The following is a 22062-nucleotide window of genomic DNA, read 5'->3' as shown; positions in this document are numbered from 1 at the left end:
ACCGGCACCGGCTCGGCCGGCTCCGGCCCCGGCTTCACCCAGGCCGCCGGATCGCCCGCCGACTCGCTCGCCGCGCCGACGCCGGCGGCCACGGCGGTGCCCGCAGTCCCAGTGGCCCCGGCAGCCCCGGCAGCCCCCGCCGAGGGAGCGCCGGGGGACTTCACCCCGCGCTCCTCCCCTTTCTTCTTCGCCGCCCTGTCCTGCTCCTTCTCCTTCCCGGCGGCGGCCTTCCCCACAGTGGCCTTCCCCACAGCGGCCTTCTCCGCGGCGGCCTTTCCCGCGGCCGTCTTCCCCCCAGCAGCCACGCCGCCCTTGGCCGCCCCCGTGGCCGTCTCCGCGGCAGCCCCCGTGGCCCCCGTCTCCTCCCCCACCACCCGGTTGAGCTCCCGCGCCGCGTCCGTGACCGCGATCTTCGGGTTCCCCCGCAGCCACCCCGCCATCAGCCGCAGCGCGGCCGGCCGGGCGGCGCAGGCCTCGGCCAGGTCGGCCCCGCCGACCGGGTCGCAGGAGATCCGGGTGCCGCCGACCAGATCGGCCAGCAGTTCACCGGAGGCCTGCCGGTCCAGCCCCCCGAGGATCACCGGGTCGATGTCCTCGATCCCGGTGAGCGGCCCGGCCGTGGTGGCGAGCACCAGGCAGCCGGGCTCGTCGGCGAGCAGCGGCCACACCTGCCCGGCGTCCCTGACGTCGTCCAGCACGAGCAGCACCCGCAGGCCCGCGAGCGCCTCGCGCAGCGCCACGCAGCCCGGCTCGTCCCGGCCGTCCTCGCCCGCCCCCGGCAGCGGCACCGCGCTCTGCGGGTCGAGCTGCTCCAGCAGCAGCCGGGCGGCCCGGGCGGGCGGCACCCGGCCGCCGTCCGGGGCGGACAGCCGTACGAACAACACCCCGTCCGGATAGTCGGCGGCGACGGTACGGGCGAAGCGGGCGGCCAGCACGGTCCGTCCCGAGCCAGGGCGCCCGGCCAGCACCAGCACCGGGCACCGCCCGCTCGCCGGACGGGCGGCGGCCGCCCGCAGCGCCGCCAGTTCGGCGCGCCGCCCGACGAAGAGCGTGGGCCCGGCCGGCAGCCGCTCCAGGCCGGGGACGGCCCCGGCGGGCGCGCCGGGGCCGGGTTCCATCGTCGCCGTCTTCCTCGCCACCCGTGCCACTCCCGACGTCGTCCCGCGCTCGGCATCCGGCGCTCGGCATCCGGTGCCCAGCCTCCGGAACTCGGCCTCCGGAGCTCGGCGGAGGCGGCCCGGGACGGGCGCCCTGTCTGCGAAGCGTAGTTCGACCGTCCGGCTCAGCCGAGGTGACATCCGGTCGTACGAATCGGCAAATCACCCCAACGACTCAACGCACGGGGCGCCACGCACCTCCTGCGCGGATCACACACCCCGGCAGGGGCGGCACACGCCGACGAGGACCGCACAGGACCGGCGGGCCCGGCTCAGCCCTCGAAGGGCCGGGCCGGCCAGGGCGCGTCCGCCGGGCGCAGCGCGTCCAGCCCGTCCGGGCCGGTGAGTGCGGCGTGCACGGCGAGCGTGCCGGTGACCAGGGTCGGGTTGTGCAGCTTCCCCGCCTGGATCAGCCCGATCAGCTCCGGCACCGGCACCCAGGCCACCTCGATCTCCTGCTCCTCGCCCTCGGCCGCGTAGCGGTCGCCCTCGGCCGGCGCCAGGTCGGTGGCCAGGAACATCCGCAGCGCCTCGTCGGTGCCGCCCGGAGAGGTGTAGTAGTCGGCGAGGATCCGCCAGGTACCGGCCTTGCAGTGGGCCTCCTCGTACAGCTCGCGCTGCGCGGCGCGCCACGGGTTCTCGCCGGGCACGTCGAGCAGGCCGGCCGGCAGCTCCCACAGCCGCTGGCGCACCGGGTGGCGGTACTGGCGCAGGACCAGCACCCGTTGCTCGTCGTCCAGGGCGAGCACCGAGACCGATCCCGGGTGGGTCTGGTAGTCGCGGCGGGCCCAGCTGCCGTCGGGCATCCGGACCTCCTCGCTGCGCACCCCGGTGACCTTGCCCCGGAACGGCGTCCCGCTCTCCCTGACCTCCCACTCCTCGGCCACGTCGAAGATCCCCCGGCCGCTCTGCTCGTCCATCGCTCTCCCCTTTTCGTCAGTACGACACAATCTAACGCCGGACGGCGGCCCCGCGGGAATCGCGGGACCGCCGTCCGGTGAACGACCACTGACTACGACGACCGGGACTACTCCGAGGCCGCGGTCTTGATCTCGATGGCCGCCTTGACCAGACCCGCGAACAGCGGGTGCGGACGGGTCGGGCGGGACTTCAGCTCCGGGTGGGCCTGGGTGGCCACCAGGTAGGGGTGCACCTCGCGCGGGTACTCGACGTACTCGACCAGGTCGCCCTTGGGCGAGAGGCCGGAGAACTCCAGGCCGGTCTTCTCCAGGTCCGCGCGGTAGGCGTTGTTGACCTCGTAGCGGTGGCGGTGGCGCTCCTCGACGTACTGCTCGCCGCCGTAGACCTCGCGGACGATCGAGCCCTCGGCGAGCTTGGCCGGGTACAGGCCCAGGCGCATGGTGCCGCCCAGGTCGCCCTTGCCGTCGACGATGGCCAGCTGCTCGGCCATGGTGGAGACGACCGGGTGCTTGGCGGCGGCGTCGAACTCGGTGGAGTTGGCCTCCGGCAGGCCGGCCAGGTTGCGGGCCGCCTCGATGACGACGCACTGGAGGCCCAGGCACAGGCCGAGCAGCGGGACCTTGTTCTCGCGGGCGTAGGTGATGGCGCCCACCTTGCCGTTGACGCCGCGGTCACCGAAGCCGCCGGGGATGCAGATCGCGTCGACGTCGCCGAGCTGCTCCCGGGCGCCCTCGGGGGTCTCGCAGTCGTCCGAGGTGACCCACTTGATCTCGACCCGGGCGTTGTTGGCGAAGCCGCCGGCGCGCAGCGCCTCGGTCACCGACAGGTAGGCGTCCGGGAGGTCGATGTACTTGCCGACCAGGGCGACCTTGACGATGTGCTGCGGCTCGTGGACACGGCGCAGCAGGTCGTCCCAGGTGGTCCAGTCGACGTCGCGGAACGGCAGGTCCAGGCGGCGCACCACGTAGGCGTCCAGGCCCTCGCCGTGCAGCACCTTGGGGATGTCGTAGATCGACTTGGCGTCGATGGCCGCGACCACGGCCTCCTCGTCCACGTCGCACATCAGGGAGATCTTGCGCTTGATCGCCTGCGGGACCTCGCGGTCGGCTCGCAGCACGATCGCGTCGGGCTGGATGCCGATGTTGCGCAGGGCGGCGACGGAGTGCTGGGTGGGCTTGGTCTTCAGCTCGCCCGAGGGGCCGATGTACGGCAGCAGGGAGACGTGCACGAAGAACACGTTGTCCCGGCCGACCTCGTGGCGGACCTGGCGGACGGCCTCCAGGAACGGCAGCGACTCGATGTCGCCGACGGTCCCGCCGACCTCGGTGATCACCACGTCGACGTCCTCGGTCGCCATCCGGCGGATCCGGGACTTGATCTCGTTGGTGATGTGCGGGATGACCTGGACGGTGTCGCCCAGGTACTCGCCGCGCCGCTCCTTGGCGATGACGGTCGAGTACACCTGGCCGGTGGTGACGTTCGCCGAGCCGTGCAGGTTGGTGTCCAGGAACCGCTCGTAGTGGCCGATGTCCAGGTCGGTCTCGGCACCGTCGTCGGTGACGAACACCTCACCGTGCTGGAACGGGTTCATGGTGCCCGGGTCCACGTTGAGGTACGGGTCGAGCTTCTGCATCGTCACGCGCAGGCCGCGGGCCTTGAGCAGCGCGCCCAGGCTGGAGGCGGTGAGCCCCTTGCCGAGCGAGGAGGCGACACCCCCGGTGACGAAGAGGTGCTTGGTCGTCACGGCTCGGCTGTTCGCTGCCTTGCCGGAATGGGGCTGTGCCAAGAGGGGGCTCCCGTGGGTCGCGTGTCGAAGGTGACGTGGGCGGGAGCTCGGGGTTCGCCGGGCGACGGAGGCCGGCTCGGTGCGCGGCGCTCGTAGGGTCGTCGGTTCGGCTGGTCCGGGGCGTTTTATCCCGCCGGTCCACGGGATACCAGGGTAACAGTGACCCGACCCGGACGCCGTTCGGGCCGCGCGCGCCGCGCCGGGAGCGCACGCCGGGGCGCACAACCGGCGCATCATGCGCCGCATTCGTCACACCGGTCGCACCACCGGCCGGACCGGGCCAGAGCGGGCCGTCCGGCCGGACCATGCCGGATCCTCCGGCCGGACCAGCCGGAGGTGATCCTTCCGGACCATCCTGCGCCGCGCCCTCGCGATGCACGGCATTTCCGCCGAATTGCGGCGCCACACCGGGCTGCGCCCGCGTGCTTCGCCCCTTTCGTCCGTCGTAAGCTGCTCGGACGCATCGCCGACAGCACGAGCACGCGGAGGGCGTGGGAGGGTCAGGACACTCCCGGTCCCCGATGCGCGACCGGACCTCCCCGTATTCCAGCCCATCCCCACCCACTCCAGGGGCTCGACCGAGCCCCGCGGACACTCCAGCAGGGCCTGCCACCACCCCCGGCAGGCCGGACGTCCCGGGGTGGACCTCCGGCCCCGCAGACCGCTCGCTCCCTCCTCTCGCCGATGCCCTGACCACATTGCGAACTGGAGATCCACGTGGCCGGCCGTATCGAGGACTACGCACTCATCGGAGACATGCAGACCGCCGCCCTGGTCAGCAGGGACGGGGCGGTGGACTGGCTCTGTCTGCCCCGCTTCGACTCGCCGGCCGTGTTCGCCGGCCTGCTCGGCACCGATGAACACGGCTTCTGGCGGATCGGACCGGCCGAGGCCGCCCCGGCCGGGATCCCCGCATCGGCCGCCGCCACGCCCCCCACCACGGCCGACCGGGCCCGCCTCGCCGACACCACCGGCCAGCGGGTGCCCCCGCCCAGCGCCGCCGCCCCCGCCGTGCCCGCCGACCGCCGCCGCTACCGGGGCGACTCGCTGATCCTGGAGCAGGAGTGGGACGCCCAGGGCGGCACCGTCCGGGTGATCGACTTCATGCCGCCGCGCCCGCTGGCCGGCAAGGACGCCGTCCCCCAGGTGATCCGGATCGTCGAGGGCGTCTCCGGCACCGTACGGATGCGCTCCGCGGTGCGGATGCGCTTCTCCTACGGCCGGGTGGTGCCCTGGGTGCACCGCGTCGAGCAGCCCGACGGCGGCCACCGCACCGTCGCCGTCGCCGGGCCCGACTCGGTCTGGCTGGACGGCGAGGCCGAGACCTACGGGCGCGACCTCACCACCTACGCCGACTTCACCGTCGGCGCCGGCGAGCGGATCGCCTTCGCCCTCACCTGGCAGGCCTCCCACCTCGACCCGCCCAGGGCCCCGGACGCCGAGGAGATGCTCGACGCCACCGCCGACTTCTGGCACGAGTGGGCCGACCAGTGCACCTACCAGGGCCCCTACCGCGAGGCCGTGGTCCGCTCCCTGATCACCCTCAAGGGCCTCACCTACGCCCCCACCGGCGGGATCGTCGCCGCCCCCACCACCTCCCTGCCCGAGGACATCGGCGGCGAGCGCAACTGGGACTACCGCTACACCTGGCTGCGCGACGCCGCGATCACCCTCTCCTCGCTGCTGCGCACCGGCTACCGCGACGAGGCCCGCGCCTGGCGCGAGTGGCTGCTGCGGGCCGTCGCCGGCGACCCGGAGAACCTCCAGATCATGTACGGCATCGCGGGCGAGCGCGAGCTCACCGAGTCCTCGCTGGACTGGCTGCCCGGCTACGAGGGCTCGCAGCCCGTCCGGGTCGGCAACGGCGCCGCCGGGCAGCTCCAGCTCGACGTCTACGGCGAGGTCGTCGAGGCCCTGCACCTGGCCCACATGACCGGCCTGGTCCGCAACGACCACGCCCACCACCTCCAGCTGCGCCTGATCGAGTACCTGGAGGACCACTGGCAGGAGCCGGACGAGGGCATCTGGGAGGTGCGCGGCCCGCGCCGGCACTTCGTCCACTCCAAGGTGATGGCCTGGGTCGCCGTCGACCGCACCATCAAGCTGCTGGAGCAGACCCCCGAGGACGAGCCCACCGGCGGCCACCTGGAGCGCTGGCGCGAGCTGCGCGACACCATCCACCGGGACGTCTGCGAGCGGGGCTACGACCCGGAGCGCAACACCTTCACCCAGTACTACGGCGGCAAGGAACTGGACGCCTCGCTGCTGCTGATCCCCCAGGTCGGCTTCCTGCCGCCGGACGACAAGCGCGTCATCGGCACCATCGAGGCGATCCAGCGCGAACTGTCCACCGAGGACGGGTTCGTGCTGCGCTACCCGACCCACGACGAGAGTGGCAACAACGTCGACGGCCTCTCCGGCCACGAGGGTGCCTTCCTGGCCTGCTCGTTCTGGCTGGCCGACGACCTCGCCATGATCGGCCGGGTGCAGGAGGCCCGCGAGCTGTTCGACCGGCTGCTCGCGCTGCGCAACGATCTCGGCCTGCTCGCCGAGGAGTGGGACCCGCGGCTCAAGCGCCAGGTCGGCAACTTCCCCCAGGCGTTCAGTCACGTCCCGCTGATCGACACCGCGCTGCGACTGACCGCCTGCGGCGCCGCGTATCTGTCCGCCCAGCCGGACGGCCTGGCCGCCGACCGGGTCGAGCAGGCCACCGTCTGACCGGGCCGGTCCCGCGGGTCGCCGCGGATCCGACGGGGATCCGCGGCGACCCGGAGAGACCTTGGGAGATTCGCGGAGATCCGGAGAGATCCGCGGGACCGGCGAAGGCCCGCGTCAGCCGCGCTGCACCAGCTCGTCGTAGGTGCTGAGCACCTGGGCGACGGTGGCGGCCTCGTCCGGCCAGGTCTCGGCCTGCTGCCGGCCGGCCACCGCCAGCTGCTCACGGCGGGCCGGTTCCGCCAGCAGGGCGCGCACCGCGCGGCCGATCGCCACCGGGTCCCCCGGGGGCACCAGCACGGCGGCGTCGCCGACCAGTTCGGGGATGCCGCCGACGGCGGTGGCGACCACCGGCACACCGGCCCGCATCGCCTCCTGCACCACCAGCGAGCGGGCCTCCCAGCGGCTGGAGAGCACCACGAGGTCGGCGGCGGCCAGCAGGTCGGGCACGTCGGTGCGGTAGCCGAGCAGCCGCACCGGCAGCTTCTCGGCGGCGGCCCGCTCGCGCAGCGCGCCCGCCTCCGGGCCGTCCCCGGCGAGCAGCACCAGCGGTTCGGGGTCGAGTTCGGACAGCTCCCCGGTGGCGTCCAGCAGCAGCCCGAAGGCCTTCTGCGGGACGAGCCGGCCGACCGCCAGCACCAGCGGGCGGTCGGGGCCGTCGCCGAGCAGCGCGGCGCGCGCCTCGGCCCGGCCGAGCCGGCCCTCGGGCATCGGCGGGGCGGCCACCGGGCCCAGCCGGGCGTCGGTGGCGCCCAGTTCACGGGCCCGGGCGACCAGGTCGGAGGAGGCGCCGAGGACCAGGTCGGCCGCCCGCGCCACCCGGCGTTCCATCAGCCGTTGCAGCCGGCGCTCCATACCGGTGGCCAGCAGCGCGTGGTGCGAGGTGACCACCAACGGGGTCTCCGGGCGCAGTCCGGGGAAACGGCCCGCGGTGCGCAGCGCGAGGTCGGACAGCAGCCCGGCGCGCAGACCGTGGGCGTGCACCACGTCGGCGCCGGTGAAGGCCCGGCGCAGCTCGCCGATCGCGGTGGCGTCGCTGCGGGCTCCCGCGGTGGGGGTGATGTCGACGGTGTGGAACCTGGCGCCCGTACGGGAGAAGCCGAACAGCGCGTCCGCGGCGGCCGGCGCGCAGACCGTGACGATCACCCCGTGCGCGACCAGGCCCTGGGCCAGGGAGCGCACGTGCGCACCGATGCCGCCGGTACTGGCGGCCAGGACGAGTACCGCGTGCAGCTGCCCCGGTTCCGGGGCGGCCGCGGTGGCACGGGCGGCGGAATGGTCCACGTCGTCTCGCATCCGACTCGATCAGTTTCGCGCGCCGCTTCGCGAGGATTGCCCGCCGGGCGGCGCTCGGGGCTGGGAAGCCAGTGTCCAGCCGCCACCATGCCAGGTCGGCGGCCCTCTTGGACAGTCGGCGCCACCCGGGGCGCGTCGCCGAGGTCCGAGGGGGCCACCGGCGCCGGCTAGCGGTGGCGCGGGGCCCGGGCGGCGGCCAGCAGTTCCTCGGCGTGGGCGCGGCCCAGCTCGGAGTCCTCCAGGCCGGCCAGCATCCGGGAGAGTTCGCGCACCCGCTCCTCGTCGTTCAGCACCTTGACACCACTGCGGGTGACGGTGCCGTCGTTGGTCTTCTCCACCACCAGGTGCCGGTCGGCGAACGCGGCGACCTGCGGGAGGTGGGTGACCACCACGACCTGGGCGGACTCGGCCAGCTTCGCCAGCCGGCGGCCGATCTCCACCGCGGCCTTGCCGCCGACGCCCGCGTCCACCTCGTCGAACAGGTAGGTGGGGACGGGATCGGCGCCCGCGAAGACCACCTCGACGGCGAGCATCACCCGGGACAGCTCACCGCCGGAGGCGCCCTTGGCGATCGGCCGGGGCTGGGCGCCCGGGTGCGGGGCGAGCAGCACCTCGACCTCGTCCACGCCGTGCGGACCGTACGCGACGGTGCGCCCGCCGACCTCGATCCCGGACAGGTCGTCGACCTGGCCCAGCGAGAAGGTGACCCGGGCGTGCGGCATGGCCAGTTCGGCGAGTTCGGCGGAGACCGCCTCGGCGAACCGCCCGGCCGCGGCGTGCCGGGCCCGCGACACCTCGGCGGCCAGCTCGGCCAGCTCGGCCCGCAGCTCGGTCTCCCTGGCGCCGAGCTCGTCGATCCGGTCGTCGTCGCCGTCCAGCTCGGTCAGGCGCGCCGACCCGGCCTCGGCCCAGGCGATCACCTCGGCGAGCGAGTTGTCCTCGCCGCCGTACTTGCGCAGCAGCTGGGCCAGCACGGCCCTACGGTCCTCGACGGCGGCCAGGCGCACCGGGTCGGCGTCCAAGTCGTCCGCGTAGCCGGCCAGGTCGCCGGCCACGTCGGCGAGCAGGTAGCCGACCTCGTTGAGGCGGTCGGCCAGGGCGGCCAGCCGCTCGTCGTGCTGGCGCACGGCGTCCAGGGCGCGGCGGGACTGGGCGAGCAGGGTGCCCGCGTCCAGCGCCTCGGGGTCGGCCGGGTCGCCGGCCAGGGCGGCGTGGGCGAGGGTCGCGGCGGAGGACAGCGCGTCGGCGTGGCCGAGCCGCTCGGCCTCGGCGGCCAGCTCCACGTCCTCGTCGGCCACCGGCTCGGCGGCGGCGATCTCGTCCAGGCCGAAGCGCAGCAGGTCGGCCTCCTGGGCGCGCTCACGGGCCCGGGTGGTCAGCTCCTCCAGGGTCGCGGAGACCTCGCGCAGGGTGCGGTAGGTCTCCCGGTAGCGGGCCAGCGGCTCGGCCACCGAGGCGCCCGCGAACCGGTCCAGCGCGCCGCGCTGGCGGGCCGGGCGCAGCAGGCGCTGCTGGTCGGTCTGGCCGTGCACGGCGATCAGGTCCTCGCCGAGTTCGGCGAGCAGCCCGACCGGCACCGACCGGCCGCCGACGTGCGCCCGGGAGCGGCCCTCGGCCGAGACCGTCCGGCTGATCAGCAGCGCGCCGTCGTCCAGTTCGGCCCCGGCCTCGATCGCGCGGGCCGCCGCCGGGGAGTCGGCGGGCAGTTGCAGCCGGCCCTCCACGACGGCGCGTCCGGTGCCGTTGCGCACCAGGCCCGGGTCGGCGCGGCCGCCGAGCAGCAGGCCCAGGCTGGTCACGACCATGGTCTTTCCGGCGCCGGTCTCACCGGTCACGGCGGTGAAGCCGGGGGCGAGTTCGACCACCGCGTCGTCGATGACCCCAAGATCCCGTATCCGCATCTCGTCCAACACGGAGACGACCTTACGAGGTTCCGCCCCCGGCGCGCGACGAGCGGCAACGGCGCGCGGCAACTCCGTGCCCCGAAGTTCATCCCTTCCGGGAGTCCTGTGCCGGTGCCGGCGCCGTGCAGCGGGGCAGGAAGAACTGCACCAGCGGGCCGATGGCCAGCGCGTACACGACGGTGCCGACCCCGGCGGTGCCGCCGAGCAGCAGACCGGTGGCGAGTACCGTCACCTCGATGCCGGTTCTGATCAGCCGCAGCGAACGGCCGGTGCGCCGGTGCAGGCCGGTCATCAGGCCGTCGCGCGGGCCGGGGCCGAGCCGGGCGCCGATGTAGAGGCCGCCGGCCAGCCCGTTGAGCACGATCGCCGCGACCGACAGCGCGATCCGGGCCGGCAGGGTGCCGGGGCCGTCGGTCACCCGCAGGGTGAGGTCCATGGCCACGCCGATCACCACCACGTTGGCGACGGTGCCCAGGCCCGGACGCTGGCGCATCGGTATCCACAGCAGCAGTACGAGGGCACCGCAGATGATCGACCAGGCGCCGACCGAGAGTCCGACGGTGCGTTGCAGGCCCTGGTGCAGGACGTCCCAGGGGTCGAGGCCGAGGCCGGAGCGGAGCATCAGCGCCGCGCTCGCGCCGTACAGGGCGAGGCCGACGAACAGTTGCGGGATCCGGCGGCCCAGGGCGTGGGTGTCGCCGAGGACGCGGACGGCGAGGCCGGCGCGCCCGGCGGCCGGGACGGGCCCGGCGGCCGGTGCCGAAGTCGCCACGGACGGCGTGGAGGAGGTGGACGAGGGCGTGGTGGACGGGGCCGTGGTGGCCAATGGTGCTCCCGCGGTGGTGCTGCACCGCGGGGCAGGCCCCGCGGTGGCGGCCGGTATGGCCACCCTGCCATGATGGCCAGGCCAAAACGGCCCACTCCAGGGCCAATTCCGAGCAAGTGGACTGATTGCCTTGGCCGACTGGCACACCACCGTCACCCCGCCCGCACTGGCCCGGCTGCTTGCCACCGCCCGGCTCCCCGAGCCGGCCGCCACCCGCCGCCCCGCCTACCGCACCCTGGCCGGGCAGATCCGGCTGCTGGTCACCGAGGGCCGGCTGCCGGTCGGCGCCCGGCTGCCCGCCGAACGCGAACTGGCCACCGCCCTCGCGATGAGCCGCACCACCGTCGCCACCGCGTACGAGACCCTGCGCGGCGACGGCTACCTGCACAGCCGGCGCGGCGCGGGCAGCTGGACCGCCCTGCCCGAGGGCGCCCCGCCGCCCGGCGAGGCCCTGCACCCCGTCCCGCCGGATGAACAGGGCCGCATCCTGGACCTCGGCGTCGCCGCCCCGCCCGCCCCCCAGCCCTGGGTCGGCCAGGCCGCCGCCCGGGCCGTCGAGCAGCTGCCGTACTACGCCGCCGGGCACGGCCACTACCCCACCGGCGTCCCGGTGCTGCGCGAGGCCGTCGCCCGCCGCTTCACCGACCGCGGGCTACCCACCACACCCGACCAGATCCTGATCACCACCGGCGCGATGGGCGGCCTGCACCTCGTCCAGCGAGCGCTGATCAGCCGCGGCGACCGGGTCGCCGTGGAGGCGCCCAGCTACGCCCACACCCTGTCGGCACTCCGGCTGAACGGCGCGCGCCTGGTGCCGGTGCCGTACGCCTGGACGCCGCGGCCCGCCTGGGACCTCGACGAGTGGCGGCGGGTGCTGCGCGGCGCCGGGCCCCGGGTCGCCTACGTGATCCCGGACTTCCACAACCCGACCGGCGCGCTGGTCGACGAGGAGCAGCGCCGCGAGCTGCTGGCCGCCGCCCGGGCCGCCGGGAGCATCGTGCTGACCGACGAGACCACCGCCGAACTCGGCTGGGGCGTACCGGAGTCCACACCGCTGCCGCGCCCGATGGCGGCCCTGGACCGCTCCGCCCAGGTGGTCACCGTCGGCTCGGCCGGCAAGCTGCTCTGGGGCGGCCTGCGGATCGGCTGGGTCAGGGCCGCGCCCGCGCTGGTGCGCCGGCTGGCCAACGAGCGGGTCCACAGCGACGTCGGCACCCCGGTGCTGGACCAGCTGATCGCCGCCGAACTGCTGGGCGACCCGCTGCCCGCCGTACGGGAGCACCAGCTGGCCAGGCTGCGGGCCGGCGCGCAGGCCTTCGCCGCCGCCCTGCCCGAACGGCTGCCCGGCTGGAGCTTCACGATGCCGCCCGGCGGGCTCGCGCTGTGGGTTTCCACCGACGGCCTGTCCGGCGCGGCCCTGGCCCGGGCCGGGGAGCGCGGCGGGGTCCGGATCGCCTCGGGCAACCGCTTCGGCTCGGACGGCGCCTTCGAGCACCACATCCGCATCCCGCTCACCGTGCCCGCCGCGGCCGTCCCCGCCGCCGTCGAACGCCTCGCCGCCGTGGCCGCCCAGGCGGCGGCCGGCGGACGGCTCGAACCGGCCGAGGAGGCCCAGCCGCTGGCAGTCTGACGGAGCGTCAACGAAAGGTGCGCATCTGTGTCGCGGAAGGCCCTTGCCTCGCACGGGCTTTCGCACCCACCTGCGACCGCCGGACGGCCGGCCGCCTAGTGGTGGTCGGCCCGGCCGCGCCAACCCGTCACCGGCAGCGCGAACTTGGCCACCAGCCGGTCGGTGAAGGGCGCCCGGTGCAGCCTGGCCAGCCGCACCGGCGTCCGGCCCCGGCGGACCTCCACCCGGGCCCCGGCGGGCAGTTCGACCGAACGCCGCCCGTCGCACCAGAGCACGCCGTGCGGGGTCTTGGGCTGCACCTCGACCGCCAGCACCGACTCCGGCGAGGTCACCAGCGGGCGGGCGAACAGCGCGTGCGCGGAGATCGGCACCATCAGCAGCGCCTCCACCTCCGGCCACACCACCGGCCCGCCACCGGAGAACGCGTACGCGGTGGAACCGGTCGGCGTCGCGCACACCACGCCGTCACAGCCGAAGTTGGAGACCGGACGGCCGTCCACCTCGGTCACCACCTCCAGCATCCGCTCCCGGGACGCCTTCTCGATCGAGGCCTCGTTCAACGCCCAGTCCTCGTGCACCACATCGCCGTTGGTGCGGACGATGACGTCGATCGTCATCCGCTCCTCGACCTCGTAGTCGGCGTCCACCACCCGGTCGACCACGACGGCCAGGTCGTCCCGCTCGGCCTCGGCGAGGAAGCCCACCCGGCCCAGGTTGATCCCGAGCATCGGAAGCCCGTGCGAGCGCGCCAGCTCCGCACCGCGCAGCAGCGTCCCGTCCCCGCCGGCCACCAGGATCAGCTCACAGCCGTCCGCCGCCCCGGGGCCCTCGGCCACCTTCTCGACGCCTTCCGGCAGGTCCAGGTCCACCGCCTCGGCCTCCAGCAGTCTGATCCGGAGTCCCGCCTTCAGCAGCCCGTGCACCAGCCCCTCGACGCTGCGCAGCGCCGCCTCCCGGCCGGTGTGCGCGATCAGGAAGACCGTACGTGCTTCATCGCTCATGCCGCTGCCCTCTCCCTAACGCCTGCCGGGTCGCCCTCGGCCCCGGTGCGGCCGCGCCATACAACACGACGGGCCGGACGCTCGCAAGGCACCCTACCGGGGCCCCTCCGCCACGGCCCGGTCCGCCTCCGCGGGGTCCAGCCGCTCGGCGTCCCGGCGCAACCAGAGGAAGTACTCGACATTGCCGGACGGCCCCGGCAGGGGGCTCGCGGTGACCGCGCGCACGCCCAGCCCGAGCTCCCACGCCTGCCCGGCGACCCGGCGCACCATCTCGGCGCGCAGCTCCGGGCTGCGCACCACCCCGCCGCTGCCCAGGCGCTCCTTGCCGATCTCGAACTGCGGCTTGACCATCAGCACCAGGTCCGCGTCCTCGGCCGCGCAGGAGGCGAGGGCCGGGAGCACCAGGCCCAGCGAGATGAACGACAGGTCGCCGACCACCAGGTCGACCGGGGTGCCACCGATCAGGTCCGGGGTCAGCTCGCGCACGTTGGTGCGGTCCATCACGGTGACCCGCTCGTCGCTCTGCAACGACCAGGCGAGCTGCCCGTAGCCGACGTCCACCGCCAGCACCTGCGCGGCCCCGGACCGCAGCAGCACGTCGGTGAACCCGCCGGTGGAGGCACCCGCGTCCAGCGCCCGGCGGCCCTCGACCACCAGGCCCTGCGGCACGAACGCCGCGAACGCGCCGGCGAGCTTGTGGCCGCCGCGCGAGACGTAGTCGGGGTCGTTCTCGTCCTTGGCCACCACAACCGCCGCCGAGGTCTCCACCTGGGTGGCCGGCTTGGTCGCGGTGGCGCCGCCGACGGTCACCCGACCGGCTGCGATCAGCTCGGACGCGTGCTCACGCGACCGGGCCAGCTTGCGGCGGACCAGTTCCGCGTCGAGTCGGCGTCGTGCCACTGCCACTGGTGTTTCAGCTCCTACGGATCCTGCGGGTCATTCCCGGTCGAGCGCGGCCAGCGTGTCGACGAGCCGCTGGTGAACATCTTCGTACACGGCGACGTGGGCCTCGGCCGGGACCCCGTCCAGGGCCTCCAGCAGGGCCAGCCCGGCGTCCACCCCGGGGTGTCCGGTGAGCACCGGTTCGACGCCTGGCGGCCCGGCCGGCGAAGGACGTTCGGCCGGTGGACGGGGCTCGGCCGGTGGACCGGATTCGGTCGGTGGACGGGGCTCGGTCGGTTCACTCGTCTCGGGCATCGGGCTTCTTCGTACTGGTGGCCTTGCGGACGGTGGTCTTCCTTGTCGCCGCCGCACGCTTCGCGGGAGCCCCGCTCCGCCCGTCGGCCTTGGGCTGGCCCTCGGCCGGCCGGGCGGTGGCGGTCTTCTTGACGGTCGTCTTCCTGACGGAGGTCGTCTTCTTCGCGATGGCCTTCCCGGCCGCGGTCTTCCCGGCCGTGGTCTTCGCCGCGGTCTTCTTCGTCGCAGCCTTCTTGGCGGCGCTCTTCTTCGCCGCGGGCTTCCCGGCCGGCGCCGTCCCGCTCTCGACGGCGGGCTCCTCCGGCGGTGCCGGAGAGACCAGGGACACCGGCGGAACGGGCGGATCGACCTCGACCGGCTCGTCCACCTCCACCCGCTCCGCGACTATCGGCTCACCCGAGGGCCGTACCGCCGACCGCTCGTCCTCGAACTCCCAGCCACGCCCGAACAGGTCCCCGGCCCGCGGCGCCGGCACCGGATCCTCGTCCTCGGACTCCCCCGGCCCGGCCTTCGCCGCCGCAGGTTCCTCCTCGACCTCGCGCAGCTTGGTCTCCAGGTACGCCAGCACCACGCCGACCTTGGTCACCTGGTCGCCGACCCTCTCGAAGACCTTCTCCGCCTCGTTGCGCGCCACGCCGACCGCCAGGTCCACCCCGGCCCGCCCGGCGGTGACCGCCTCCCCCGCCAGGGTCTGCAAGGTCTCCGCCGACGGCGGGAACTGACCGCCCAGCCGGCGCTCGACCTCGGCGACGTCGACCCCGGCCTTCTCCAGGATCGAGGCCGCCGTCCCGACGACGAGCCTGCCGACCTCCTCGGCCACCCCGGCCGCGGTCTCCACCACTCCCCGAACCGTCCTCGGCAGCATCCGGGTGCCTCCCAATCGCCTACGCGCGTCGCTCCGTCGCCCTCGGTGCCCTGGCCGTGCCGGGCACCCCACCGACGACGCTACCGCCAAAACCCTCCTGAGGTACCGTGGCCCGCAGTCAGCACCGCAGCGACCGGGGGAGGGAGCCGCCCCGTGGCGAACACCGAGGAGTGCCGGGAGGCACTGGAGCAGCTCAGCCGGAACATGGCGAAGTCCACCGGCGACGTCCGCAAGGCCACGACCCTCGACCGTTCGGTCAGCTGCCGGATCACCGACCTCGACCTGACCTTCACCGGGCAACTGCGCGACGGCCGGATCCAGGACGTGGTGACCGCCCCCGGCGCCCCGGCCGAGAAAGCGGAGATCCGGCTCGCCATGAGCAGCGACGACCTGCTCGCCCTGGTCGGCGGCCGGCTCAACTTCGCCTCCGCGTGGGCGAGCGGCCGGGTCAGGCTGGAGGCGGGCTTCCGCGACCTGCTGCGGCTGCGCACCCTGCTCTGATCCCGGCGCTCCGGGCCCGGCCACCGGCGGTGGGCCGGCGGCCCTGCGCCGCCCGCCCTCAGAACCCCAGTTCGGCGAGCGCCTTCCGGCCGTCCACCGGCGCACCGCCCGCGTCCAGCACCGTCCACGCCGCCGCGCACAGCGCCCGCAGGCCGTCCCAGCGGTCCCCCGACCCGGACAGCCGCAGCACTCCGGCCCCGACGCCCGCGACCCAGCCGCCGCACGCGAAGCCGTCACCGGTGGCCGAAACCGCCGGGTGCGGGACGAGCAGTCCGCGCAGGTCGGCCGCCAGGTAGGTCGGCCGGTGCTCGACCGGGGCCGCCAGCAGCAGCTCGGGGGTGGTCACCCCGGTGAACACCAGCAGGCTGTCCACCCCGCCGTTGAACGCGCCCTCGATGTCGGTGTCCAGCCGGTCCCCGACCACCAGCGGCCGCTCCGCGCCGGTGCGCAGGACGGTCTCCCGGTGCATCGGCGGCAGCGGCTTGCCCGCCACCTCCGGCTCCACCCCGGTCGCCGCCCTCACCGCCGCCACCAGGGTGCCGTTGCCGGGCGCGATGCCGCGGGCCCTCGGCACCGTCAGGTCCAGGTTGGACGCCACCCACGGCAGGCCGCTCTGCACCGCGTACGAGGCCTCCGCCAGGTCCGTCCACCCCACCGAGGGGTCGAAGCCCTGGACCACGGCGAGCGGACCGTCGGCCAGTGAACGGACCGCGACCAGCCCCCGCTCGGCCAGCGCCTCCTCCAGCCCGAGACCGCCCACGACCAGCACCTTCGACCCGGTCGGCACCTTCTCCGCGACCAGCCGGGCGGCGGCCTGGGCCGAGTTGATCACGTCGGCCGGCTCGGCCGGGACACCCAGCTCGGTCAGGTGCTCGGCCACCACCCGCGGCGGACGGGAGGCGTTGTTGGTCACGTACGCGAGGCGCATCCCGGCCGTCCGGGCGGCGTCCAGCGCTTCCACCGCGTGTTCGATCGCGTGCGCGCCCGCGTAGACCACACCGTCCAGGTCCAGCAGCGCGGTGTCGTACGCCTCGGTCAGCGGCCGCTCGCTGCCCTCGGGGGTGGTCCGTCGCCCGGTGGTGGCCGTCTCGGTCATGGTCGCGCTACCTCATTCACTGCGTCGTCGTTCGCTGCGTCGTCGTTCACTGCGCAGTTGTTCACTGCACAGCCGTTCACTGAGCCGGTGCCGTCGCGTCGTCCTTCTCGGCGACCGACCGGTCGTCACGCCGTCCGGTCAGGCGCCGCCGTCGCCACCCGCGCCTTCCGCCGCTTCCCGAGCCTGGTCCCCGGCTCCCGCCGGGGGCGCCGGGTACCCGGCGCCCGGCAGCAGCGGGCCGTACGCCCCGGCACGGGCCGCCAGGGTCGCCCGGGTCTGCCGCAGGGCCTTCCGGTAGTGGTCGGCCTCCGGCCGCATCGCCACGGCCAGCGCCAGGTGCTCGGCGGAGGTCTCGAAGTCGCCCAGCCGGGCCGCCGCGACCCCCCACCCGAACTGAGCGTAGTCGTCCGCCGGGTCGGCCAGCGCCACGGCCCTGAAGTTCTCCAGCGCCGCCGCGTACGAACCCGCGTCGAACTGGGCGCGCGCCAGCGCCTCCCGGATGCTGCGCGAGTGCGGTTCGGCCGCCGCCGCCCGGGCCAGCAGCTGCTCGGCGGCCGCCGGATGCCCCTGCGCCAGCAGCCGGGCGCCCCGGCGGAACCAGTCGTACACGTCCCCGACGGGCTCCCCGGATCGGCTCTGCCGCGGTACCCCGCCGTCCGCCGCACCACCGCCCGGTGCGGCGCTCAGTACGTCGCCGGGTGCGTCCCCCGGCACGTCGTCGGCCGGGGCGCCCCTGCCGGTGGCACCGGCCGGCCCGCCCGACTCGACCGGGACGCCGCCCACCCGTTCCTGCCCGTCGTCCATGCCGTACCTCGCCCTCGGTCACACACCCGTCCCACCGCTCGGCACGGGCGTTCCGATCTCTCAACAACGCGTACCCGGTTACGATGCCCAGAATGAGCACACCCAGTGCAGATGACGGAGTCGAGACTCCCGTGGGCGGCCCCGGCGATCCCGGGCACGTCGCCACCGCCGGCCTGTCCCTGTCCCCTTTCCGCGGACTGCGCTACGTCCCCGACCGGGTCGGCGCGCTGGCCGCGGTGATGTCCCCGCCGTACGACGTCGTCGACCCTGGCCGCCGGCTCGACCTGGAGACCGCGGACCCGCACAACGTGGTCCGGCTGATCCTGCCCAGGCCCGAGCCCGAGGACGCCGGCGACCGTCCCGACCGCGACACCCGCTACCGGCACGCCGCCCGGCTGCTGTCCTCCTGGCAGCGCGACGGCGTCCTCGCCGCCGACCCGGAGCCCGCGCTCTACGTCTACGAGCAACGGGTGCCGGCCACCGACGACTCCCCCGAGCTGCTCCAGCGCGGCCTGATCGGCGCCCTCGCGGTGAGCGGACGCGAGGGCGGCGTGGTGCTCCCGCACGAGGACGTGATGCCGCGACCGGTCGCCGACCGGGTCGGCCTGATGCGCACCACCCGGGCCAACCTGGAACCGCTGCTGCTCACCTACCGGGGCGACGGCGGCGCCTCCGGCGTGATCGAGCGGACGGTCGAGGCCGAGCCGCTGCTCTCCACCGCGACCAGCGACGGCACCCACCACCGCCTGTGGGCGGTCACCGACCCGGCCGAGATCGCCGAGATCGGCCGCGACCTCGCCACCTGCCGGGCCCTGATCGCCGACGGCCACCACCGCTGGGAGATGTACCTGCGTCTCCAACGCGAACACCGCCACCTGCCGCGCAGCCCCTGGGACCGCGGCCTGGTGCTCCTGGTGGACACCGCCCGCTACCCGCTGCGGGTGCGTGCCATCCACCGGGTGCTGTACCGGCTGCCGGTCGGGGAGGCGCTGGAGCGGCTCGGCGACCAGTGGAAGGTCAAGGAGGTCCCCGGCCCACTGGCCGCGGCACTCCAGGCGCTCGCCGAACAGAAACGGCACGGCGGCAACGGCTACGTGCTGACCGGCGGCGACGGCGTCTACTGGCTGGTCGGCGAACCCGAGGAGTCCCTGCTCGACGCCACCGTGCCGCACGACCGGCCGGAGGAGTGGCGCCACCTGGACGCCACCGTCCTGCACGCCACCCTGCTCGACCGCACCTGGCACGTCCCCGACGGCCCGGACGACATCGGCTACCTGCACACCGCCGCGGCCGCCGAGCGGGAGGCCGCCCGCACCGGTGGCACCGCCGTCCTGCTGCACCCGGTACGGGAGTCGGTGGTACGGCGGCTGGCCGAGCAGGGCGTCACCATGCCGCGCAAGTCCACCTCGTTCGGGCCGAAGCCGGCCACCGGGCTGGTGCTGCGCAACCTCACGCTGGGCTGACACCGCCCCGGACGCCGTGAGGCCCTGCCGTTCCCCGAGTTTCCGGGGAACGGCAGGGCCTCACGGTGTTGCAGGGGGTTCTACCGGCGGGCTGATCAGCCCTTGTCGGCGTCGGCGTCGACCGCCTTGACCGCCTTGGTTTCCTCGGCGTCCTCGGCCTCGGTGCTCTCAGCCTTGGCGTCCTCAGCCTTGGCGTCCCGGGCCTTGTCCTCGGCCTTCTGCGAACGCTCGGGGACCACGCCGTCGAAGTCGGCGTCGATTTCGAGGTCGTCCTCGTCGTAGTACTCCTCGACGTCCTCGTCGTCCTCGAAGATCACGCGGTCCTCGGCGTTGTCGCCACCACGCTTCTTCGCCAGGGCCTCGTCCGACTCGGTCTCGTCCTCGGCCAGCTCCGGGTCGAGCGCGTCGGTGAACTCGACGCCGTCGATCTCGGCCAGCCGCTCCGAGGCGTTGGTGGTGCCGTCGGTGTCGGCCTCGGCCGCCTTGGCGAACCAGTCACGGGCCTCGTCGCCCCGGCCGGCCGCGATCAGGGCCTCGGCGTAGGCGTACCGCAGACGGGCGGTCCACGGGTGCACGGCGCTGGAGGCCAGCTCCGGGCTCTGCAGCGTCACCACCGCGGCTTCGAACTGCTCCATGTCGCTGCGGGCACCGGCCGCCACCAGGCGCATCTCGACCTGGCCGGCCTTGTCCAGCTGCTTCACCTCGGGCTCACCGGCCATCGCCAGCGCCCGCTCCGGACGGCCCAGACCGCGCTCGCAGTCGGCCATCACCGGCCACAGGTCCGCCCGACCGGTCATCCGACGGGCGGCGCGGAACTCGGTCAGCGCCTCGGAGTAACGCTGCGTCATGTACGAGGCGAAACCGGCCGCCTCACGGACAGCGGGGACGCGGGAGGCCAGCCGGAGCGCGACGCGCGAGTACTGGTAGGCCTCCTCCGGCTCGCCGTCGAGCAGGCGGGCCACCATCACCAGGTTGCGGGCGACATCGTCCGCGAGGGTCTTGGGCAGACTCTTGAGCTCCTGGCGCACGTCCGCGTCCAGCTCGAAGCCGGTGACGTCCTCCGGGATCGGCAGGCGCTTGACGGGCTCGTAGTTGCCCCGGCGGTCGTCGTAGTCCCGCTGGCCGCGGTCGTCGCGGCGGTCATCCCGACGGTCGCCACCGCGGTCGCGGTTGAAACCACCACCGGAGGGACGGTCATCGCGACGGAAGCCACCACGGTCACCGCCGCGGTCGTCACGGTCACGGCCGTAGCCACCGGACGGGCGGTCGTCACGACGGAAACCACCACCGGAGGGACGGTCGCCACGGTCGTCACGACGGAAACCGCTCGGACGGTCATCGCGGCGGAAGCCGCCGCGGTCGTCACGGTCGCGGTTGAAGCCGCCGCCGGTGGGGCGGTCGCCACCGCGGTCGCGGTTGAAACCACCACCGGAGGGACGGTCATCGCGACGGAAGCCACCACGGTCACCGCCGCGGTCGTCACGGTCACGGCCGTAGCCACCGGACGGGCGGTCGTCACGACGGAAACCACCACCGGAGGGACGGTCGCCACGGTCGTCACGACGGAAACCGCTCGGACGGTCATCGCGGCGGAAGCCGCCGCGGTCGTCACGGTCGCGGTTGAAGCCGCCGCCGGTGGGGCGGTCGCCACCGCGGTCGCGGTTGAAACCACCACCGGCCGGACGGTCGTCACGGCGGAAGCCACCACGGTCACCGCCGCGGTCGTCACGGTCACGGCCGTAGCCACCGGACGGACGGTCGTCACGACGGAAGCCACCACCGGAGGGGCGGTCGCCACGGTCGTCACGACGGAAACCGCCGCCGCCAGTGGGGCGGTCGCCACCGCGGTCGCGGTTGAAACCACCACCGGAGGGACGGTCGTCACGACGGAAGCCACCACGGTCGCCACCGCGGTCGTCACGGTCACGGCCGTAGCCACCGGACGGACGGTCGTCACGACGGAAACCACCACCGGAGGGACGGTCGCCGCGGTCGTCACGACGGAAACCGCCGCCGCCGCCGGTGGGGCGGTCGTCGCGGCGGAAGCCACCACGGTCGCCACCGCGGTCGTCACGGTCACGGCCGTACCCGCCGCCGGTGGGGCGGTCGTCACGACGCGGACGGTCATCACGGTCGCGGTTGAAACCACCGCCGGCCGGACGGTCGTCACGACGGAAACCACCACCGGAGGGACGGTCACCACGGTCGTCACGACGGAAACCGCCGCCGCCGCCGGTGGGGCGGTCGCCACCGCGGTCGCGGTTGAAACCACCGCCGGCCGGACGGTCGTCACGGCGGAAGCCACCACGGTCGCCACCGCGGTCGTCACGGTCACGGCCGTACCCGCCGCCGGTGGGGCGGTCGTCACGACGCGGACGGTCATCACGGTCGCGGTTGAAACCACCGCCGGAGGGGCGGTCGTCACGACGGTCGTTGCGGCGGTCGCCGCCACGGTCGTTGGACCAGCCGCCTCGGGACCGGGGCTCGTAGCCTCGGCCGTCGTCCGATCGGCGCTCGGGACGGTCCTGGGGCTGGTTCGACATCGTGGTGACTCCTTCTGCTGCTTCAGCTTCACCGCGGGCCGAGCATGCAACTCCGCTGCCGCCACGCGGTTTCGGCGCCGGCCTGCTGGCCCGCGCACCTTCTCCATTGTCCGACATGTCGGGACCCTCCGCGTCTGGGCGGAAGTTCCCGGCCTGCCGGCCTTCTTCAGGTTCGCAAAACACAAAAAGGCCGCGGCCCCAGCGAGTCGCTGGGGCCGCGGCCTTGAATAATTGTTCGGCGGCGTCCTACTCTCCCACAGGGTCCCCCCTGCAGTACCATCGGCGCTGTAAGGCTTAGCTTCCGGGTTCGGAATGTAACCGGGCGTTTCCCTCACGCTATGACCACCGAAACCCTAT

At 74.4% G+C, this 22062-nt stretch carries 16 protein-coding genes, 1 rRNA gene and 2 pseudogenes; 4 read left to right on the top strand and 15 right to left on the bottom strand.

The genetic code is table 11. The annotated features are described in order from the left end of the window. The 3 genes from BU198_RS07960 to BU198_RS07950 form a co-directional block, all read right to left on the bottom strand. Positions 1 to 1118 (bottom strand): AAA family ATPase (locus BU198_RS07960; protein WP_188296127.1); only part of this gene is annotated, 1118 nt, incomplete at its 3' end. Positions 1119 to 1429: 311 nt separating this feature from the next. Continuing rightward, positions 1430 to 2077 carry an NUDIX domain-containing protein gene (locus tag BU198_RS07955; RefSeq protein WP_188296126.1) on the bottom strand — a complete coding sequence of 216 codons (648 nt, stop codon included), beginning with the start codon at positions 2075 to 2077 and terminating at the stop codon, positions 1430 to 1432. A 107-nt stretch (positions 2078 to 2184) separates the two neighbouring features. Then, the gene (locus tag BU198_RS07950) at positions 2185 to 3822 is read right to left on the bottom strand and encodes a CTP synthase (protein ID WP_188296125.1); all 1638 of its coding nucleotides are present in this window, start codon (positions 3820 to 3822) and stop codon (positions 2185 to 2187) included. A 759-nt stretch (positions 3823 to 4581) separates the two neighbouring features. Here BU198_RS07950 and BU198_RS07945 point away from each other — a divergent pair. Then, the gene (locus tag BU198_RS07945; protein WP_317620015.1) at positions 4582 to 6582 is read left to right on the top strand and encodes a glycoside hydrolase family 15 protein; all 2001 of its coding nucleotides are present in this window, start codon (positions 4582 to 4584) and stop codon (positions 6580 to 6582) included. 114 nt (positions 6583 to 6696) lie between these two features. Here BU198_RS07945 and BU198_RS07940 read toward each other — a convergent pair whose 3' ends face one another. The 3 genes from BU198_RS07940 to BU198_RS07930 form a co-directional block, all read right to left on the bottom strand. After that, a complete protein-coding gene (locus BU198_RS07940) occupies positions 6697 to 7875 on the bottom strand; it encodes a glycosyltransferase family 4 protein (RefSeq protein ID WP_188296124.1) in 1179 nt (392 codons plus the stop codon). Between the two features lie 167 nt (positions 7876 to 8042). Continuing rightward, positions 8043 to 9776 (bottom strand): DNA repair protein RecN, encoded by a 1734-nt coding sequence (gene recN, locus BU198_RS07935; protein ID WP_188296132.1) that lies wholly within the window; start codon positions 9774 to 9776, stop codon positions 8043 to 8045. Positions 9777 to 9864: 88 nt separating this feature from the next. After that, a complete protein-coding gene (locus BU198_RS07930; protein WP_188296131.1) occupies positions 9865 to 10464 on the bottom strand; it encodes a YczE/YyaS/YitT family protein in 600 nt (199 codons plus the stop codon). 271 nt (positions 10465 to 10735) lie between these two features. On the opposite strand from BU198_RS07930, the gene BU198_RS07925 reads away from it, so the two are divergent. Further along, the gene (locus tag BU198_RS07925; RefSeq protein WP_223244085.1) at positions 10736 to 12235 is read left to right on the top strand and encodes a PLP-dependent aminotransferase family protein; all 1500 of its coding nucleotides are present in this window, start codon (positions 10736 to 10738) and stop codon (positions 12233 to 12235) included. A gap of 95 nt (positions 12236 to 12330) precedes the next feature. On the opposite strand, the gene BU198_RS07920 is transcribed toward BU198_RS07925, so the two are convergent. The 4 genes from BU198_RS07920 to BU198_RS07905 form a co-directional block, all read right to left on the bottom strand. Next, on the bottom strand, positions 12331 to 13236 hold the full coding sequence (locus BU198_RS07920; RefSeq protein ID WP_188296123.1) for an NAD kinase: 906 nt from the start codon (positions 13234 to 13236) through the stop codon (positions 12331 to 12333). Positions 13237 to 13329: 93 nt separating this feature from the next. After that, positions 13330 to 14136: a TlyA family RNA methyltransferase gene (locus BU198_RS07915; RefSeq protein ID WP_188296129.1), complete on the bottom strand. Its 807-nt coding sequence runs from the start codon at positions 14134 to 14136 to the stop codon at positions 13330 to 13332. A 36-nt stretch (positions 14137 to 14172) separates the two neighbouring features. Next, the gene (locus BU198_RS41920) at positions 14173 to 14316 is read right to left on the bottom strand and encodes a hypothetical protein (protein ID WP_223244084.1); all 144 of its coding nucleotides are present in this window, start codon (positions 14314 to 14316) and stop codon (positions 14173 to 14175) included. A 100-nt stretch (positions 14317 to 14416) separates the two neighbouring features. After that, positions 14417 to 15274 (bottom strand): hypothetical protein, encoded by an 858-nt coding sequence (locus BU198_RS07905; RefSeq protein ID WP_188296121.1) that lies wholly within the window; start codon positions 15272 to 15274, stop codon positions 14417 to 14419. A 177-nt stretch (positions 15275 to 15451) separates the two neighbouring features. Here BU198_RS07905 and BU198_RS07900 point away from each other — a divergent pair, with 177 nt between their 5' ends. Further along, positions 15452 to 15799, top strand: a complete 348-nt coding sequence (locus tag BU198_RS07900) for an SCP2 sterol-binding domain-containing protein (protein ID WP_188296120.1) — start codon at positions 15452 to 15454, stop codon at positions 15797 to 15799. A gap of 58 nt (positions 15800 to 15857) precedes the next feature. Here the strand turns inward: BU198_RS07900 and BU198_RS07895 are convergent, their stop codons facing one another. Both BU198_RS07895 and BU198_RS07890 read right to left on the bottom strand, forming a co-directional pair. Beyond that, positions 15858 to 16895, bottom strand: a complete 1038-nt coding sequence (locus tag BU198_RS07895; RefSeq protein ID WP_188296119.1) for an HAD-IIA family hydrolase — start codon at positions 16893 to 16895, stop codon at positions 15858 to 15860. Between the two features lie 138 nt (positions 16896 to 17033). Further along, positions 17034 to 17699 carry a tetratricopeptide repeat protein gene (locus BU198_RS07890; protein WP_188296118.1) on the bottom strand — a complete coding sequence of 222 codons (666 nt, stop codon included), beginning with the start codon at positions 17697 to 17699 and terminating at the stop codon, positions 17034 to 17036. A gap of 92 nt (positions 17700 to 17791) precedes the next feature. Here BU198_RS07890 and BU198_RS07885 point away from each other — a divergent pair, with 92 nt between their 5' ends. Next, positions 17792 to 19162 carry a DUF1015 family protein gene (locus BU198_RS07885; RefSeq protein WP_188296117.1) on the top strand — a complete coding sequence of 457 codons (1371 nt, stop codon included), beginning with the start codon at positions 17792 to 17794 and terminating at the stop codon, positions 19160 to 19162. A 266-nt stretch (positions 19163 to 19428) separates the two neighbouring features. Here the strand turns inward: BU198_RS07885 and BU198_RS07880 are convergent. The 3 genes and pseudogenes from BU198_RS07880 to rrf all read right to left on the bottom strand — a co-directional run. Continuing rightward, a pseudogene (locus BU198_RS07880) lies at positions 19429 to 20235 on the bottom strand (tetratricopeptide repeat protein); the annotation flags it as partial. 186 nt (positions 20236 to 20421) lie between these two features. Then, positions 20422 to 21237, bottom strand: a pseudogene (locus tag BU198_RS43280) (hypothetical protein); the annotation flags it as partial. 701 nt (positions 21238 to 21938) lie between these two features. Beyond that, positions 21939 to 22055: ribosomal RNA gene (rrf, locus tag BU198_RS07875) — 5S ribosomal RNA — on the bottom strand. Between the last annotated feature and the right edge of the window lie 7 nt (positions 22056 to 22062).

Origin of the sequence: Streptomyces sp. CBMA156 (assembly GCF_014596515.1) — a bacterium.
In the GTDB taxonomy this organism is placed as follows: Bacteria; Actinomycetota; Actinomycetes; order Streptomycetales; family Streptomycetaceae; genus Kitasatospora.
Note: the sequence above shows the minus strand (reverse complement) of the source record. Positions and strands in the feature narration are given on the sequence as shown.